At 59.6% G+C, this 15,257-nt stretch carries 16 protein-coding genes; 11 read left to right on the top strand and 5 right to left on the bottom strand.

Annotated elements, in window-relative coordinates; all coding sequences use genetic code 11:
* Both OA90_RS29255 and OA90_RS04470 read left to right on the top strand, forming a co-directional pair.
* Positions 1 to 282, top strand: a 282-nt coding sequence (locus OA90_RS29255; protein ID WP_156510382.1) for a transposase, incomplete at its 5' end; no start/stop codon positions are given.
* Positions 283 to 321: 39 nt separating this feature from the next.
* The gene (locus tag OA90_RS04470) at positions 322 to 939 is read left to right on the top strand and encodes an antibiotic biosynthesis monooxygenase (RefSeq protein WP_068407686.1); all 618 of its coding nucleotides are present in this window, start codon (positions 322 to 324) and stop codon (positions 937 to 939) included.
* On the opposite strand, the gene OA90_RS28465 is transcribed toward OA90_RS04470, so the two are convergent.
* The 4 genes from OA90_RS28465 to OA90_RS04450 all read right to left on the bottom strand — a co-directional run bounded on the left by OA90_RS28465 (position 913) and on the right by OA90_RS04450 (position 4,594).
* Positions 913 to 1,338 (bottom strand): hypothetical protein, encoded by a 426-nt coding sequence (locus tag OA90_RS28465; RefSeq protein WP_156510381.1) that lies wholly within the window; start codon positions 1,336 to 1,338, stop codon positions 913 to 915. The genes OA90_RS04470 and OA90_RS28465 overlap by 27 nt on opposite strands.
* 628 nt (positions 1,339 to 1,966) lie before the next feature.
* Positions 1,967 to 3,208, bottom strand: a complete 1,242-nt coding sequence (locus OA90_RS04460) for an RNA polymerase sigma factor (RefSeq protein ID WP_068407679.1) — start codon at positions 3,206 to 3,208, stop codon at positions 1,967 to 1,969.
* Positions 3,177 to 3,569 (bottom strand): YciI family protein, encoded by a 393-nt coding sequence (locus tag OA90_RS04455; RefSeq protein ID WP_068407676.1) that lies wholly within the window; start codon positions 3,567 to 3,569, stop codon positions 3,177 to 3,179. The genes OA90_RS04460 and OA90_RS04455 overlap by 32 nt, the downstream gene beginning before the upstream one ends.
* Before the next feature lie 113 nt (positions 3,570 to 3,682).
* Entirely contained in the window at positions 3,683 to 4,594 is a 912-nt protein-coding gene (locus OA90_RS04450; protein WP_068407672.1) for a LysR family transcriptional regulator, read from the bottom strand.
* Between the two features lie 331 nt (positions 4,595 to 4,925).
* On the opposite strand from OA90_RS04450, the gene torT reads away from it, so the two are divergent.
* The 8 genes from torT (at position 4,926) to OA90_RS04410 (ending at position 12,896) form a co-directional block, all read left to right on the top strand.
* Complete coding sequence (torT, locus tag OA90_RS04445; RefSeq protein ID WP_068407669.1) at positions 4,926 to 5,999, top strand: TMAO reductase system periplasmic protein TorT; 1,074 nt, start codon at positions 4,926 to 4,928, stop codon at positions 5,997 to 5,999.
* 20 nt (positions 6,000 to 6,019) lie between these two features.
* Positions 6,020 to 7,570 carry a sugar ABC transporter ATP-binding protein gene (locus OA90_RS04440; protein ID WP_068407666.1) on the top strand — a complete coding sequence of 517 codons (1,551 nt, stop codon included), beginning with the start codon at positions 6,020 to 6,022 and terminating at the stop codon, positions 7,568 to 7,570.
* Positions 7,570 to 8,595 carry an ABC transporter permease gene (locus OA90_RS04435; RefSeq protein ID WP_068407663.1) on the top strand — a complete coding sequence of 342 codons (1,026 nt, stop codon included), beginning with the start codon at positions 7,570 to 7,572 and terminating at the stop codon, positions 8,593 to 8,595. The genes OA90_RS04440 and OA90_RS04435 overlap by 1 nt, the downstream gene beginning before the upstream one ends.
* A gap of 22 nt (positions 8,596 to 8,617) precedes the next feature.
* Positions 8,618 to 9,346 carry a 5-oxoprolinase subunit PxpA gene (pxpA, locus tag OA90_RS04430; RefSeq protein WP_068407660.1) on the top strand — a complete coding sequence of 243 codons (729 nt, stop codon included), beginning with the start codon at positions 8,618 to 8,620 and terminating at the stop codon, positions 9,344 to 9,346.
* A 72-nt stretch (positions 9,347 to 9,418) separates the two neighbouring features.
* Positions 9,419 to 9,658 carry an acetyl-CoA carboxylase gene (locus OA90_RS04425; RefSeq protein WP_068407657.1) on the top strand — a complete coding sequence of 80 codons (240 nt, stop codon included), beginning with the start codon at positions 9,419 to 9,421 and terminating at the stop codon, positions 9,656 to 9,658.
* A complete protein-coding gene (locus OA90_RS04420) occupies positions 9,642 to 11,060 on the top strand; it encodes an acetyl-CoA carboxylase biotin carboxylase subunit (protein ID WP_244274534.1) in 1,419 nt (472 codons plus the stop codon). The genes OA90_RS04425 and OA90_RS04420 overlap by 17 nt, the downstream gene beginning before the upstream one ends.
* Positions 11,057 to 11,932 (top strand): carboxyltransferase domain-containing protein, encoded by an 876-nt coding sequence (locus OA90_RS04415; protein WP_068407654.1) that lies wholly within the window; start codon positions 11,057 to 11,059, stop codon positions 11,930 to 11,932. Before OA90_RS04420 ends, OA90_RS04415 begins: the two co-directional genes overlap by 4 nt.
* Positions 11,922 to 12,896: a biotin-dependent carboxyltransferase family protein gene (locus tag OA90_RS04410; RefSeq protein WP_068407651.1), complete on the top strand. Its 975-nt coding sequence runs from the start codon at positions 11,922 to 11,924 to the stop codon at positions 12,894 to 12,896. The genes OA90_RS04415 and OA90_RS04410 overlap by 11 nt, the downstream gene beginning before the upstream one ends.
* Before the next feature lie 37 nt (positions 12,897 to 12,933).
* On the opposite strand, the gene OA90_RS04405 is transcribed toward OA90_RS04410, so the two are convergent.
* Positions 12,934 to 13,209 (bottom strand): hypothetical protein, encoded by a 276-nt coding sequence (locus OA90_RS04405; protein ID WP_068407648.1) that lies wholly within the window; start codon positions 13,207 to 13,209, stop codon positions 12,934 to 12,936.
* A 579-nt stretch (positions 13,210 to 13,788) separates the two neighbouring features.
* Here OA90_RS04405 and OA90_RS04400 point away from each other — a divergent pair.
* The gene (locus tag OA90_RS04400) at positions 13,789 to 15,219 is read left to right on the top strand and encodes a hypothetical protein (protein ID WP_156510380.1); all 1,431 of its coding nucleotides are present in this window, start codon (positions 13,789 to 13,791) and stop codon (positions 15,217 to 15,219) included.
* Positions 15,220 to 15,257: the final 38 nt, after the last annotated feature.

Raw genomic sequence — 15,257 nt, 5'->3', positions numbered from 1 at the left:
ATCGAGCTGTTCTTCAAGTGGATCAAGCAGAACCTGAAGATCCGGCATTTCCTCGGAACGTCCGAGAATGCCGTACGCATCCAGATCTTCATCGCCTTGATCGCCTATATCCTGCTGAGAGCCGCTCAGGCGACCCAGACCGCAGTCAAGCAACCACTCGCCTTCGCACGCCTTGTTCGCCTCAACCTCATGCATCGACGCACAATCAACGCACTAAACACTCACAAACCACCACCGGAAACAGACACAAGGCAGATGACCCTAAACCTTAATCCAATTTAAACCGGACAGCAGTGGGTAAAATCAAAGGGAGAATGAGGGATGCATGCGCTGCTTTTCGAAATGGAGCCACGTGATGGCCATGAAGACCATTACTTCCGGCATGCTACAAAGCTCCGTCCAATTCTGATGCAGCATGACGGCCTGATTTATATTGAACGGTTCAAATCACTAACCCGCCCGAAAGTTATCCTCTCTCATTCGCTATGGAGGGATGAGGCGTCAATTGCGCGATGGAGAGCCAATAAGGAGCACCATAAGTCTCAGACCGCAGGGCGTTTCAAGCATTTCGAAGATCACCGCATTCGGATTTCGCACGTGTTACGCTATGCGGAACCAAATGCACGTGTGCGAGAATGGAGCAATGACGGCTCATACAGGGCATCGCAGCTTCGGACTGACCGTTTCATTGGCATTCTGAGGTCGCGGAAGCAACTTGGAATACAGGACTGCGAGACCTTCGCCAGCGTCACAGAAACCGACTCGTTCCTTAGTGTATTTGATGTCACCCGTGAAGTTGACGGAAAATCAAAAATCGACGAAGCGCAAAGTGCCGATTGCGTCCTGACCGCGCTCCTGGCTCGCGTATCAAGAGACTACGGATTGTATGACCGCACCGAGGCACCTCAATATTTAAAAGCTGTAGAGAAAAGCAAATGATGCGTAGATAGCCATTGAAGCGAATGGCTGATAGGTCCCGCATTCCGGTCCTCGCGACATCGAGATCACGTCAACTTCGCGAATGGCAGCTTCCAGAAATCCGCGTTGCAGCCCCACTCTACCGACGAACAACGGCTCCGGGCCGGAAGCGCCAATGTGAACACTTTGGGTGAAAGTCGGCATCAACCGTTTGACTGCTGCACGCAGCCGGACAGCATCGCGCTCCCGGTTCGGTCGCCCGGCGTATTGCCATCTGATCCTGAAACCGGACATTTTCTGGATACTGAACGAACGAGCGAAGTGCGGACGTGGTGTGAGTTCGCTGCGGCTGCGCCAATGGCGGTTTTCAGCTTGTTGTAAAAATAATCTGCTCTGCTCCAAATCTCTGAATTCGTTCAACCTCCAGCATTCCCAGTTCACTCAGCAAACGACAGGATGCTGAATTTGCGCTTTGTGTTTCTGCTATGATCCTCACCAACCCGGTTTCATTCAGCGCACTTTTGACGACTGCCTGAATAGCCTCGCGCGCAAGGCCCTGCCCCCAAAAGGTCGGGTGAAATTGATATGAAATTTCGTAGTCTTTTCCGTCTTTGTGTGGTCCCAGTTCGACAATCCCTATGGGTTGACTGCGTTCTACGAGGCTAACGACCCAAACGCCGACATCGTTCGGAGCAGCTCGATATCGGATAAAGCGCGGAATCCGTTGGCTCCATATGACTGGGCCGCCCAAATACTGTCTGACACGCCTGTTCCGCATCAGCGCGTAAAAGAACCCAAAATCCCGCCAGCGGAGAGACCGTAACGAAAGCCGTTCTGTGTGGATTTTCTGGTCGAACTTCATGGCTGTTATCAAAAGCCGATTTCCGCAGCGATGCAATATCAAGGGTGTTTGAGCGCTCCTTCGTTACACTTTGCAATAACGCTGGTTCCGGGCCGGCAGCGCTGACGCATTCAGCGTCGGCGAAGGTCGGCTAGATCCCAATCGGAGCACGTAGGAGCAGACCGTCCATCACCCCCAGCCATCCCCTCACGCCCCAATCTCCCCCAGCTTCCCCCGAATAAACGCCCGCTCCACCTCCGTTCCTGCCAGTTCAAGCCCGGTTTCATAGGCCTCCTGTGCTTCCCGCGCGCGCCCCAGTTCCGCCAGAAACGAGCCGCGCACGGTGTGATAGCCGGCATAGCGGGCGAGTGGGGTGGAGAGGTGGTCAAGGCGGGCGAGTGCGGCCGGGATGCCGTCGAGTTTTGCCTGCACCACGGCGCGGTTGAGGGCGACGACGGGGGAGGGACGGATGTGTTCCAGGGCGTGGTAGAGGCGGTCGATCTCGTGCCAGTCGGTGGCCTCGTAAGTGGCGGCGCGGGCGTGGGTGGCGGCGATGGCCGCCTCGATCTGCAGCGGGCCGGGGCGGCCGGCGCGCAGGGCCGCCTCCAATAGGATGGTGCCCTCGGCAATTGGTATGCGTTCCCACAGCGTGCGGTCCTGGTCCTCCAGCGTCACCGCCCGGCCGCAGCCGGTCAGCCGGGCGCGGCGGCGGGAATGCTGGATCAGGCACAGCGCCAGCAGGCCGCGCAGCTCCGGCTCCTCGGGAAACAGGCGCACAAGCAGGCGGGCAAGGCGGATGGCTTCCTCGCACAGGGTCTCGCGGATCAACTCCGGCCCCTGCGAGGCGGAATAGCCTTCGTTGAAGACCAGATAGACCGCATTGGCGACGGCGGACAGGCGCTGGGCCCGTCCGGGCCCGTCCGGTTCCTCATAGGAGAGCCTGGCTGCCCGCAACCGCTTCTTGGCGCGGGTGATCCTTTGTTCCATCGTCTTCGGCTGCACCAGAAAGGCCCGGGCGATTTCGTCGACGGACAGGCCGGCGACGACCTTGAGCGCGAGGGCGATCTGCTGGTCGCGGCGCAGCACCGGATGGCAGCAGGTGAACAGCAGACGCAGGATATCGTCCCTGTAGACCGCCTGGTCGAGGGTCTCGCTCAACAGCTCTTCCGGATGGGGACCGTCGAACGCCGGTTCGATCTCGTCCGGCGGCGACAGGGTCTCGCGGGATTTCCGGCGGATCGCGTCGATGCCGGCATTGCGCCCGGCAACGATCAGCCAGGCAACCGGATCGCCGGGCAGGGCCTCCGGCCGCCAGGCCCTCAACGCCCGGAGCGAGGCTTCCTGAAACGCGTCCTCGGCAAGGTCGATGTCGCCGAAGGCCCGGTTCAGGGCGGCGATCACCCTTGGCCGTGCGGCCCTAAGATGCGTCGATAACCACGCGCTCGGCATTCTTGAACTCGGCTCCCTCGAAGAATTCGATCGGGCGGATTTCAATGCGCCCATGGTCCAGCGGCAGCAGCTTCACCGCTTCGATGGCGTCGTCCAGATTGGCGCAGTCGATCAGATAAAAACCCATGAACTGTTCTTTCGTTTCCGCGAAAGGCCCGTCTGTAACGACGAAATCGTCGCTGTCTTTTGTGACGGTCATCGCCGTGCCGGTCGACATCAGCTTGGCCGCTGCAGCGAAGGTTCTGTTGGTCTTGGTGTGGTCGTGAAAGGCGCCGTGTTTTTTCAAAAGAAGCGCATGTTCCTCGGGCGTCAGCGCGTCGATGAAGTCTTCGCTGGAATAGATCAATACGGAAAACAGCATGTCGGATCCTCCGGTGTCCTGGGCGCGATACTCAAGGAACGTCCGCAGGTGACCTTAGCCGACAGTGCCCGGGAAAAAGGAGTCAAAAAGGGAGAAAAAAGAAAAGACCGGCATCACCGCACATGCTGTTCCTCGCCAAGATGCATGAACTCCCGGAAAGCGGCCACGGCGGGCTGCTGGTCGATGCTCGCCGCCCAGGCGAGGCCGACATCCATCGTCGGGATCGCATCGGACAGGGAAATCACCTCCACCCTTCGCCCGTCCAGGGACCAGGGCCGGTAGACCATGTCGGACAGGATCGTGACGCCCATTCCACCGGCGACCATGGACCGGACCGCTTCGACCGAGGAGGTCCGGAATTTGGTGCCCGGGCGATAACTCGTGCGGTTCCAGTAGCGCTGGGCCGTGTTGGAGGCCTCGTCCACCGTCAGCATGATGTAAGGTTCGTTCGCCACATCGGAGAGGCTGACGGAGGGCCGCTCCAGAAGGGGATGTTGGGACGACACCCAGAGACGGCGCCGGGACTGCAGCAGGGTGTCATACGCCAGGCCTTCCTGGTCCAGGATGTTCGATGTCAGCATCACCGCCAGATCGAAGGTGCCCGATACCAGCCCGTCTTCTATGGCTGTTCTCGGCGCTTCGGTCAGTTGGAGCTTCACACGCGGGAAGGCCTGGCTGAAGCGCTCCAGATAGGGGGGGATGTAATAGCCCGCGACCGTATAGGTCATGGCGAGGCGCAAGGTTCCCTTGACCGTCTCGCGCGACCGTCGCGGCGACTGCACCGCCTCCTGGACGGCAGCCGTCACCCGTCTGCCGTGGTCGAGAAAAATATTGCCCTCGAATGTCAGTGTCATGCCGCCGGCGTGACGATCGAAAAGCGGCACCCCGACGATGTCCTCCAGGTGTTTTATGGCCGTGGTGACGGCGGATTGGGAAACGTTCAGCTCCACCGCCGCACGGGAGACCTGACCCATATTCGCAACGGCTATGAAATAGCGGATCTGGCGGAGGGAAGGTTCATTCATTTTTCTGATATTCTTTATCTGATTTGCAGATGAGGTCTTGTCATTATTATATCTGATCAATTTACAAAACCGGTCGATTTAATTTTAAAAAACGAAAACTCGCGTCATCAGCCATCTGAAAATATTGAGTTTATCAAAAATTGGGCTCTCTTGTGATTAGTTTGTAGGCGTGCCCATATTTTGCAGTTTAATGTTCTGAAAATCAGAAAATATATACCTGATAATCGTATTTTACAAACACGCCTGCGCGTTCTTTCATTCTTTCACCGTCCCTCCGGTGGCGGTCGGCAGATCGGGTCATGAAGACCCGCAGACATCAGGAGGCGCAAATATGAAGCATCTGATCAAACTCGTGACCGCGTCAGCGGCCATCGCATTCGTCACCACTGGCGGAGCATCGGCCGAGGACTGGTTCCCCTATTCCGTCGAGGTCTGGGACCCGCCTTTCGATATGGCAAGCCCGCGCTCGTCGGTGGACTATGCACCGCTCGCCAAGGCATCGAAGCCATGGGACCTGTGCGTGTCCTTTCCGCACATGAAGGACGCCTATTGGCTCGGCGTCGATTACGGCGTTACCGAGGAAGCCAAGCGCATCGGCGTCAAGGTGAACGTCGTGGAAGCCGGTGGCTACACCGAGCTCAACAAGCAGATTTCCCAGATCGAGGATTGCGTCTCGGCAGGCGCGGACGCCGTGATCATCGGCGCCATCTCCTTTGACGGACTGAACAATGTGGTGGCGGAACTGGCCGCCAAGAACATCCCCGTCATCGACGTGATCAACGGCATGTCCTCCGACAAGCTGTCGGCCAAGTCGCTGGTCTCCTTCGGCGAGATGGGCGCCAAGGCCGGTGCCTTCCTGGCATCCCTTCACCCCGGGGGTGGCACCGCCGCCAAGGTGGCGTGGTTCCCCGGACCGGCCGGCGCCGGCTGGGTCGAGGCCGGCAACACGGGTTTCCAGGGCGCGATCGAGGGCAGCGCGCTTGAACTGGTCGACACCAAATACGGCGACACGGGCAAGGAGGCCCAGGCCAAGCTTGTCGAGGACACGCTCGAAGCCTATCCGGACCTCGACTACATCGTCGGGACGGCGGTCACCGCCGAGGCGGCGGTGCCGATCCTGCGCGCACGCGGGCTGACGGATCAGGTCAAGGTGGTTTCCTACTACTACACTCCGGGCGTCGATCAGGGCATCGCCCGCGGTCAGATCCTTGCCGCACCGACGGATTCAACCGTTGTCCAGGGCCGCATCGCCGTCGATCAGGCCGTGCGCATTCTGGAAGGTGAGGACTACCTGAAACATGTCGGTCCGGCGCTCTATGTCGTGACGGAGGAAAATCACGGCGAATTCGACCCCTCGTCGACGCTGGCTCCGAACGGGTTCCGCCCGGTCTTCTCGGTCCAGTAGGCGAAGGCGGCGGCAAAACAATGTCGAACCGGCAAACGCCCGCTCAAGACAGGATGCAGCCAGCGGCTGCATCCCCCTTGCTGGAAGCGAAAAACCTGACCAAGGAATATCCCGGCGTCACGGCGCTGGACCAGGTGAATTTCGAACTCCGCCCAGGCGAGGTTCATGTTGTTTTCGGCGAAAACGGCGCCGGCAAATCGACGCTGATCTCGATCCTCGCAGGAGCCAATCAACCCACCGCCGGAGAGATCTTCCTGCGCGGTGAAGCGCAGCAACTGCATTCCGTGCACGATGCACGTGAAATCGGAATTTCTGCCGTTTTCCAGGAATTCTCGCTCATTCCGCAAATGACGGTTGAGGAAAACCTCTTCCTGGGTGGAGAGCCTACAAACCGCGGATTTATCGACAAGGACCGCATCCGCCGCGAGGCCAGGGCCATTCTGGACGAACTGGGCTTCAACCTGAACCCCCGTCAGCGTGTCGACCATCTCACGCGCGCCGAGCAGCAGATGGTGGAAATCGCCAAGGCGTTCCGTTCCGATCTGTCCGTCCTCATTCTCGACGAGCCGACGGCCTCGCTCACCAGTCACGAGACGGACCATCTGTTCGACCTGATCGCCCAGCTCACCAAGCGTGGCGTCGGTATCGTCTATATCACCCACCGGATGGCAGAAATCCGCCGCATCGGCGACCGGATCACCGTCCTGCGCGATGGCCGCTACATTGACACGGTGGATGCCAGGGCGACGTCGGAGGACGACCTTGTCCGGTTGATGACCGGACGCGTCGTCGGCAGCATTTTCCCCGAACTCGATCTTGGCGAACCGGGCCGGCAGGTGCTGCAGGTCAAGGATCTGAGCACGGCCGGCGACGCGGTTCGCGCGGCTTCGGTGGAGGTTCGCGCCGGCGAGATCGTCGGCATGGCCGGCCTGGTGGGGTCGGGCAAATCGGAATTGCTGCAGGCCTGTTTCGGCGCCTTACAGATCGAAAGCGGGAGCGTGCAGCTGAACGGCGCGGATATTACCGGCAAACCGCCGCGACACAGCATTCGCGCAGGTTTTCTCTACCTGCCTGCCGACCGGCGCAAGGAAGGCCTGATGATGATGCGGTCGGTGCGCGAAAACGTGTCGCTGGCATCGCTCGACATCGCGCCGTTTTCCAACGGGCTCTGGATGGACAGGTCCGGGGAGGCGCGGGCTGTGTCCGGTCTGGCGGAGAGGCTGAACCTGTCACCGCCACGCATCGAACGGGCGGTCGATCATTTTTCCGGCGGAAATCAGCAAAAGGCGATGCTCGCGCGCAGCCTGACGCGTTCCTACGACCTGATTGTGTTCGACGAACCGACGGTGGGTGTCGATGTGGGAACGCGCGCCTCGATTTACGAATTCATCGTTGAACTTGCAAAGCAGGGAACGGCAATCGTGCTCATTTCCTCCGATCTTCCCGAGGTCCTGCATCTCACCTCGCGGGCTTATGTTTTCTATCGCGGACGCATCCAGGCCGAACTCACGGCCGGGCAGCTCACCGAGGAAAATGTTCTGGCGCATTTTTTTGAAAGGGAGGCTGCTTGATGGCCGGTAAAACCGCGATCGCGCGACCATCCTCCGGTGCCGGGGATATCGTCAAGCGGCTCTTCGTGAAGCTGGGCATTCTGCCCTTCCTGCTTGTCGTGGCGCTTGTTGTCTTCACGCTGATGTCGGACAATTTTCTGACACCGCGAAATCTCATGAATGTGCTGCGCCAGTCGGTCTACCTGATGATCGTTTCCATGGGGCAGATGCTGGCGCTGCTGACCGGTGGCTTCGATCTTTCGGTCGGCACGATCCTGGCCCTGTCTTCCGTGGTCGGCGCCATGGCGATGGCGGCCTTCGCGGCGGCGTTTCCCGACATGATCGGGCTGGCGATTGCGCTCGGCTGCTTCGCCGGGATTGCAGCGGGCGTTTCAATCGGTGTCATGAACGGTATCGGCGTTGCCTTCTTCAATGTATCGCCCTTCATGATGTCGCTCGGGATGGCGTCCGTCGGCTTCGGCATCGCGCTCTATCTGACCGGCGGTGTCCCGGTTTACGGCATGCCCATGGAGTTCGGAAACATATTCGGTTTCGGCGTGTTCCTGGGAATACCGGCGCCTGTCTATGTCGCGGCACTCCTGATCGCAGCGCTTTATGCCTTCCTCTACCGCACACCGCAGGGCCGCTATTTCTATGCCGTCGGCGGCAATCTGAAGGCTGCGTCCCTGTCGGGGATCAATACCGCGGGAACGCTGTTCTTCACCTACGTCCTGTGTGCCTTCTTCGCGGCGGTCGCGGGCATGTTGCTCACGGCGCGGCTGGATACGGGGGAAGCCAATATCGGCTCCGCCATGCCGCTGGAATCGATCGCCGCCTGTGTCATCGCTGGGGTCAGTCTGCGCGGCGGCGTCGGCCGCCTGGAAAATGTCATCCTCGGCGCGCTCTTCATCGGTCTCGTCCAGAACGGGATGAACCTGGCCCGCATAGAATCCTACCTGCAGACGGTGGTGCTCGGCGCCCTTCTGATCCTGGCCGTCATCGCCGACCAGATCCGCCTGCGGTATGTCGCATCGCTCAAAGACTGAGAAATCACGGAGAAAAACAACAATGCCGGTCGAACTTAACTGCGACATGGGAGAGAGCTACGGGCTCTACAAAATGGGCGATGACGAAGGGATCATGCCGTTCATCTCGCAAGCGAATATTGCCTGCGGCTTCCATGGTTCCGACCCGAACCACATGCGCCGCGCCGTCGAACTGGCGCGCAAGTTCGACGTGAAGGTCGGGGCGCATTTCTCCTTGCCGGATCTGCCGGGCTTCGGCCGGCGTGAGATGAAGATCGAACGCGAGGAGATGGTGAACATCATCATTTACCAGGTCGGTGCCATCAAGGGATTTCTCGAGTTCGCCGGTCTCAAACTCATGCATCTGAAGCCGCACGGCGCCCTGTATGGAATGGCGGCACGCATGGAGCCCATAGCCCAGGCCGTTGCCGATGTCGCGCAGGTGTTCGATGTTCCGGTGCTCGGACTTGCGGGAACCCTCCACGAGGAAGTCTTCAAGGCAAGGGGCGTCGGTTTTCAGGCCGAATTTTTCGCCGATCTCGACTACGATGACGATGGCCGGCTGCTGATCACACGTGAGCATAAGCCGGTCGACGCGGTGCAGGCCGCAAAGCGCGTCCAGATGGCCGTTCGTGAAGGAATGGTCGCGTCGATCAACGGCAAGCCGGTGCCTGTCCGGGCCGAAACGGTCTGCGTCCATTCGGACACGCCGGACGCGGTGGGGATCGCGAAAGCCGTTCAAGGAGCAATCGCGGAGATCGAAGCCGCCTGACACATGCGCCCGTGACGCGTGCGCCGAACGAGCCCGCTGAACGAGCCCGCTGAACTAGAAGGAGATAACCCGATGGCCACACATGAGATCAAGTCCCCAATACCGGGAACCTTTTACCGCAAACCCTCGCCCGATCAGCCGCCTTTCAAGGAGGTGGGGGACATAGTGTCCAAGGGCGATACGGTCGGCATTGTCGAGGTGATGAAGACATTTCATGAAATCAAGGCCGATGCCGACGGTACGATTTCAGGGTTTCCAATCGGCGACAACGAACCGGTGATGGCCGGTCAACCGATTGTCGAGCTTGATTGAGGCCGCTGTGACCAAGGGCAACATCAACAAGCTGCTGATCGCAAATCGTGGCGAGATCGCGGTGCGCATCATTCGCGCCGCGCGCGACCTGGGCATCGTCACGGTCCAGGTGCACAGCGAGGCCGACACGGACAGCCGCGCGGTGCAGATGGCCGATGAGGCGGTGAATATCGGCCCGCCGCAAGCTGCAAAGTCCTATCTGGATGTCAGCGCCATCCTGAAAGCCGCAGCCGAAACAGGCGCCGACGCCGTGCATCCCGGCTACGGATTTCTCGCCGAGAATGCCGATTTCGCAGATGCGGTTGCGGCTGCGGGGCTCGTTTTCGTCGGCCCCTCCGGCGACACGATCCGCCTGATGGGGGACAAGGCGGCAGCCCGTTCGGAGGCGAAGAAAGCGGGCGTTCCGACGGTTCCCGGCAGCGACGGTGTGATCGACGACATGGACGTGGCGGCTGACCTGGCCGCGCAGATCGGTTTCCCGGTCATGATCAAGGCTGCGGCCGGTGGCGGCGGGCGCGGCATTCGCATTGCCCGCGACACTGCCGAATTCAGGTCGCTCGCACCGCAGGCCTCATCGGAAGCCAGCGCGGCGTTCGGTGACGGCGGTATCTATATCGAAAAGGTGATCGAGCGGGCGCGCCACATCGAGGTTCAGGTGCTCGGCGACGGAAAGAACGTCGTTCATTTCTTCGATCGGGAATGCTCCCTGCAACGCAGACGTCAGAAGGTCTGGGAAGAGGCGCCCTCGGCAGCTCTTTCCGACGAGGTCCGGGATGAGTTGTGCCGGTCCGCTGTCGCTCTGGCGAAGGCGGTCAACTACCGCGGCGCGGGCACCATTGAGTATCTGTATGACGACAAGAGCGGCGATTTCTATTTCATCGAGATGAATACCCGTATTCAGGTCGAACATCCCGTCAGCGAGATGATCTGCGGCACAGATCTTGTGGCGCAGATGATCGCCATCGCCGGGGGTGCCGCTCTTCAATCGACCCAGGATCAGATCAGGCGCTCCGGTCACGCAATCGAGGTTCGGTTGAACGCGGAAGATCCCGCGAACAATTTCATGCCGTTTCCCGGTGTCGTCGGCGAATTGCTGACGCCCGACGGGCCCGGCGTGCGCTTCGATCACATGCTTTATCCCGGCTACGCCATTCCGCCCTTCTACGACTCGCTGCTCGGCAAGCTGATTGTCTGGGCTGACGACCGGGAGGCCGCCCTTCGGCGGTTGAAGCGTGCGCTCGGCGAACTCAGGATAGAAGGACTGCCGACAACGGCTCCCCTGTTCGAAGCCCTGCTGGAGAGCGACGACCTGCGTTGCAACGAGGTTCATACCCGCTGGCTTGAATCGTGGCTTGAAGAAAATCCCGAACTCATCGCGCAACAAGGAGGCAAAGCCTTATGACCTGTCGATACACTTTCGGAGGCGACGAGCATATTTTTGTCGAGGTCGACGAAGCCATGTCACTCGAGGCCTTTTTCGTAAGTCTCTCCATGACCAACGCGGTGCGCGACGCCAATATCGAGGGGGTCACGGAAATCTGTCCCGCGAACGCCTCTTTCCAGATCAAGTTCAATCCGGACATCATTCACCCGGACGATCTGCTCGCCAGGCTGCAGCAGCTGGAGGCCACGGCCGAAAGCGCGGAGCCGGTCCTCGAGACCCGGATTGTCGAGATCCCGGTCTACTATCAGGACCCCTGGACCCATGAAACGCTGATGCGCTTCCGCGAGCGCCATCAGGATCCGAACGCGACCGATATCGAATATGCCGCCGAGATCAACGGCTTTGAAACGGTCGACAAATTCATCGAGGCCCATGCTGGTGCCCCGTGGTTCGTCTCGATGGTCGGTTTCGTCTCCGGTCTGCCGTTCCTGTATCAGATGGTTGACCGCCCGCGGCAGATCGAGGTGCCCAAGTATCTGCGCCCGCGGACCGATACGCCGCGCCTCACCGTGGGCTATGGCGGATGTTTTTCGTGCATCTATTCCGTGCGCGGCGCCGGTGGCTACCAGATGTTCGGCATTACACCCATGCCGATCTACGACCCGGAGCAGGAAGTCTCCTATCTCAAGGACTTCATGGTGTTCTTCAAGCCGGGCGACATCGTCAAATGGAAACCGATCAACCGGGAGGAATACGACCGGGCGGTGGAAGACGTGCAGGCGGGCACCTTCGCGCCGCGTGTCAGGAACGTGCGCTTCTCTCTCGACGACTACAACGCCGATATCGACGGCACCAACGCCAAGCTGATGGAGGTTCTCTATGCCGATTAATGTCCTTTCCGCAGGCATTGCGACAACCATCCAGGACCTTGGCCGTCCGGGTTACTATCACCTCGGCATTCCGATGGGCGGGGCGATGGATCGCCTGGCGCTGCGCACAGCCAATCTTCTGGTTGGCAACGAGGAAGACGCCGCCGGGCTGGAATCCGTATTCGTCGGTCCGGAACTCGAATTCACCGAGGATGCAACGGTTGCCGTTTGCGGTGCCGAGCTGCCGCCGAAGATCGATGGCGAGGAGCGCCCGACGTGGAGCGCCATTGCCGTCAGGGCGGGGCAGGTCCTGTCCTTTGACTTCCTGAAGTCCGGTGCCCGCGCCTATATTGCCATCAGCGGCGGGATCAACACGCCGCCCATGCTCGGCAGCCGCTCGACCTATGCCATCGGCGCTCTCGGCGGCATTGACGGCCGGGCGGTTCAGCCCGGCGATACGCTGCCGCTCGGACGCCCGAAGGCTCCGGTCAGGGAAGGCCTGAGTGTCCCGGACGCGTTGCGCAGGGGACCGGGCAATCCGGCGGAACTGCGGATGCTGCCGGGTCTGTACTGGCACCGGATCACGGAAGCGGCGCAGGAAGGGTTCTTCAAGGATACCTGGAAGGTGGCCAACGAGGCCGATCGTATGGGCTACCGGTTCCAGGGGGGACACAAGCTGGCGTTCGTGGAGCGGGAACAGCCCTTCGGCGCCGGCGCCGATCCCTCCAACATCACCGATGCCTGCTATCCTTATGGGTCCATTCAGGTTCCAAGCGGAACCGAACCGATCATCCTGCACCGCGACGCAGTGTCGGGCGGCGGCTACTTCATGATCGGCACGGTCATTTCCGCCGACATGGATCTGATCGGCCAATTGCAGCCACACACATCGACCCGTTTCGTCAAGGTGGATATGAACGCCGCCCTGGCGGCACGGCGGGATCGCGCGCAAACGCTCGAAGCCATTCGCACCGCGCTCGCCTGATCGCAAAGAAGAGGCCTGCCTGGCTGACCGGGAGGGTTCAGGAGTGCAGTCCCGGAAGCAGTCTGCGTTCGAGCGAACGCAGACTGCCATTGCACGAACACCACCGGCGCGCCGTTGACAAGCAGCGTCCGGCGCCAGTTCGCCCCGCCGTCCTGGATGAGCGCGGCAAAGCCGGGATAGGCCAGGGCGCAACCATCACCACCAAGAACGGCTGCACCCGCGCCGCGCCCTTCAACCGCGTCTCCTGCACCAGTGCGAAGGCGGCAAAGGTCGTCAGGACACTGACCAGCCAGACAAGCGGCACCGTGATCATGCTTTTCCCCGAACCCGGAGCCCCAAGGACTGCTCCCGCGGCCCGTCTGTTCCGGTGTGTTCGCAAAACGGGGCGGGTCAACTGTGGGTGGATGGGGAGGTTGGATGTCGTTGGGTGTGGCGCGCTTTGCGCGCCCATTTCGACCGTCCAGCTGCAAGGGGGCATTGTATGAAAGCCACCGTTCGTTGCACGGTGCCGAAAAGTTCGAGGAAGGCGTATTCCGTTGAAAAAACTCGGCCCGATAGCCGCCTTGATTGCCTCTTGAGGTTCCGCGCGCGCCGCCCTTTCAAGGCATTCGATGAGATTGCAGCTAGCAGCTGCATTGCAGATAGGACCGAGAAACACCGAACATCGGACTTGGGGGGCTGCCGGCGTATGATGGGGATAACGTGTCCGTCCAGACACTCTTCTCGGACGAACTGAACGAAGCTCAAAAGGTCGCATGACACCCGGACCAGAAACGGGGTGAAGACCATCATATTATTGTCATTTTTCGCGGTATTAACCTGCCGTTTACAAATTCAACTTTAGGTTTATTCGTCGTTAGTTTCGATATTTTTCACAAAAGGAATTTGTGAAATGATGACAGGAATTTCAACTTACTTAACATCCGCAACTTTGGGGAAGTCGACAATTGCCAGCCAGAATGGCAGCGCGTTGGCATCCGGTGAAGCAGAACCTTCAATCGGCAATGCGGTGGAAGTCGAATTGTCCGCTCAAGCCAGAGATTTCCTGTCAGGCATCCAAGTCGCGCGGGAAGTGGCTAACCGGTTGCAAGACAAGCTGGATCAACTCAGGGGCGGATCAGACGGCAATGAAACACCATCCGGCAACGGCGGTCGGGACGACGAGAAGCTAAGTCCTTTCTTTGGTGATTTCTTCTCCGGAACACCTGTCACATTCGGCAGCAATGTTAGTGTTGAAGGGACTGATGCGGACGAGTTGTTCGCTGTTGGAAGCAATTCTGTTGTTGAGGCCGGTAAAGGCAACGATCAGGTTTTGGCGGGGAGCGATGCGAGGGTTGATGGCGGCGACGGCGACGACTTTCTCCGTGTTTGGTCCAATTCGATTGTGAATGGTGGTTCAGGTAGCGATTATATCGATGCGTGGTCTGAGAGCCGTGTCGACGGCGGCGATGGAGATGATTTCATCAAGGCGTGGTCTAACTCCTTGGTGTCCGGAGGTCACGGGAATGATGTCATCGATGCATGGTCAGATAGCCGGGTTGATGGCGGAGCGGGAGACGACCTTATCAAGGCGTGGTCAAATTCCGAGGTGTTTGGAGGCAGTGGCAATGATGTCATCGATGCATGGTCAGATAGCCGAGTGGATGGCGGTTCGGGAGACGACACAATTTATGCGCATACAAATTCGGTTGTGCATGGCGGGGGCGGCGCCGATTACATCAGTGTGATGGGCGGCGGTTCGGCTCATGGTGGTGATGGCAACGATGAAGTTCATGTCCACGGAGATGGGGCTGCTAGCGGCGGAAGCGGTTCCGACTTTGTCACCGTTTTTGGCGATGGTAGTGCTCACGGTGGCTCTGGCAACGACAGCGTGACCTTGCATGGAACCGGAATCGCGACTGGCGGTGCCGGAAATGATCAGATTTATGCTTTGGACGGCAGTTATCTGGACGGAGGCGAAGGCAACGATAGCTTATCTGCAGGTCACGGCAGCACGGTTGTTGGTGGCAAGGGAAATGACAATATATTGGTTAGGGGGCAGGCAACTGTCATTTTCAATGCTGGAGACGGACAGGACACAGTTGCAATGTCCTCGGGGACGGTCATGTTCGGGGCGGAGCTGACAGCAGACAAGGCCCAGATTTCCATTGATGGAAACACGGTTTCAATTGCCTTCGAAGGACGAGATGAGCAGCTGTCCCTTGTGATCGGAGATTCAGAGGATGATACTATCCTCATGTTTGGTGATGGCAGCACAAAAACACTGACGCGCCAGGATCAAGCCGCAGAACCAGAGCCTGTCTTGTCAATGGATGTCAACTAAGGCGCCGGAGGCTGTGTCCGGAGTGGAGACGCAAGCTG

It is taken from the genome of Labrenzia sp. OB1 (assembly GCF_001624695.1).
Taxonomy (GTDB): domain Bacteria; phylum Pseudomonadota; class Alphaproteobacteria; order Rhizobiales; family Stappiaceae; genus Roseibium.
The sequence above is the reverse complement of the archived record's forward strand: the minus strand, read 5'-3'. Positions and strand labels throughout refer to the sequence as shown.

Excerpts from the sequence above, each read along its gene's own strand:
- OA90_RS04435 (WP_068407663.1), top strand. The coding sequence starts at position 7,570 with ATGGCCGGTAAAACCGCGATCGCGCGACCATCCTCCGGTGCCGGGGAT.
- OA90_RS04410 (WP_068407651.1), top strand. The coding sequence starts at position 11,922 with ATGCCGATTAATGTCCTTTCCGCAGGCATTGCGACAACCATCCAGGAC.
- OA90_RS04400 (WP_156510380.1), top strand. The coding sequence starts at position 13,789 with ATGATGACAGGAATTTCAACTTACTTAACATCCGCAACTTTGGGGAAG.
- OA90_RS04425 (WP_068407657.1), top strand. The coding sequence starts at position 9,419 with ATGGCCACACATGAGATCAAGTCCCCAATACCGGGAACCTTTTACCGC.
- OA90_RS04455 (WP_068407676.1), bottom strand. The coding sequence starts at position 3,569 with ATGCTGTTTTCCGTATTGATCTATTCCAGCGAAGACTTCATCGACGCG.
- OA90_RS04405 (WP_068407648.1), bottom strand. The coding sequence starts at position 13,209 with ATGATCACGGTGCCGCTTGTCTGGCTGGTCAGTGTCCTGACGACCTTT.
- OA90_RS04440 (WP_068407666.1), top strand. The coding sequence starts at position 6,020 with ATGTCGAACCGGCAAACGCCCGCTCAAGACAGGATGCAGCCAGCGGCT.
- OA90_RS04460 (WP_068407679.1), bottom strand. The coding sequence starts at position 3,208 with ATGCCGAGCGCGTGGTTATCGACGCATCTTAGGGCCGCACGGCCAAGG.
- torT (WP_068407669.1), top strand. The coding sequence starts at position 4,926 with ATGAAGCATCTGATCAAACTCGTGACCGCGTCAGCGGCCATCGCATTC.
- OA90_RS04470 (WP_068407686.1), top strand. The coding sequence starts at position 322 with ATGCATGCGCTGCTTTTCGAAATGGAGCCACGTGATGGCCATGAAGAC.
- pxpA (WP_068407660.1), top strand. The coding sequence starts at position 8,618 with ATGCCGGTCGAACTTAACTGCGACATGGGAGAGAGCTACGGGCTCTAC.
- OA90_RS04450 (WP_068407672.1), bottom strand. The coding sequence starts at position 4,594 with ATGAATGAACCTTCCCTCCGCCAGATCCGCTATTTCATAGCCGTTGCG.
- OA90_RS04415 (WP_068407654.1), top strand. The coding sequence starts at position 11,057 with ATGACCTGTCGATACACTTTCGGAGGCGACGAGCATATTTTTGTCGAG.